Raw genomic sequence first — 854 nt, forward strand, 5'->3', positions numbered from 1 at the left:
CTGGCTCGAGAAGGCCCGTTCGCTCCTGTCCGGCCCCACCGGGCCGGGCCAGCAGGAGCGCGCGCTGGCGCGGCTCGCGCTCGAGTGGTCGAACACGGCGGCCACGATGGGCGCCGATGCGCTCCACGCCCTGAGGCCGGCGGCCTGGGTCGCGTTGCGGGTCGGCGCCTCCGATCCGCTGGTCGAGTCCTTGTTGGCCGCGTCGTCGGTCCCGGTGCTGTGGCTCGATGCCGATCTGCGGGCCCCCGGCCTTCGCAGTGTTCCCGGTGCAGTGCAGGTGAGCGAGTGCGACGATTTCGAGGACGAGGCGCAGCGGGCGGCGGCGCAGGTGCTGGCTCATCTGGCGCAGGGCGAGCAGCCGGTGGCCCTGGTGGCCCTTGACCGCGTGCTGGTGCGTCGCGTGCGAGCGCTGCTCGAGCGGCAGCAGGTTCCGGTGAGCGATGAGACGGGCTGGAAGCTGTCGACCACCCGTGCAGGCGCCACGGTGATGGGCCTGCTGCGCGCGGTGCATCCCCGCGCAGCGACCGACGACCTGCTCGACTGGCTGGCCTCGGCGCCAGCCCCGGTGGATGGCCGTGCGGCGCTCGATGCCGCGTGGCGACGCGACGGCATCACCGCGTTGCGGCAGGTCGACGAGGCCCGCCTCGAGCCTGCTGCGCTCGCCCTTTGGCAGCAGTGGCTCGCGATCGGCGAACCCTTGAGCGCAACCCGCCGCCTGGCGCTGGGCGAATGGCTGTCCCGCCTGCGCGAGGCGCTGCTGCGCGCCGGGCTGTGGGAGGCGCTGCTGGGCGACGCGGCCGGTCGGCAAGTCATCGATGCGCTGCGGTGCCGCGCCGAGCCGCCGGCAGGCAGCG

The 854-nt window shown here is 74.6% G+C and carries 1 pseudogene; it reads left to right on the plus strand.

Annotated features, from left to right (window positions below):
• Window positions 1-854, plus strand: a pseudogene (locus x551_RS26110) (PD-(D/E)XK nuclease family protein); the annotation flags it as partial.

The organism is Methylibium sp. T29 (assembly GCF_000576205.1).
GTDB lineage: Bacteria > Pseudomonadota > Gammaproteobacteria > Burkholderiales > Burkholderiaceae_C > Methylibium > Methylibium petroleiphilum.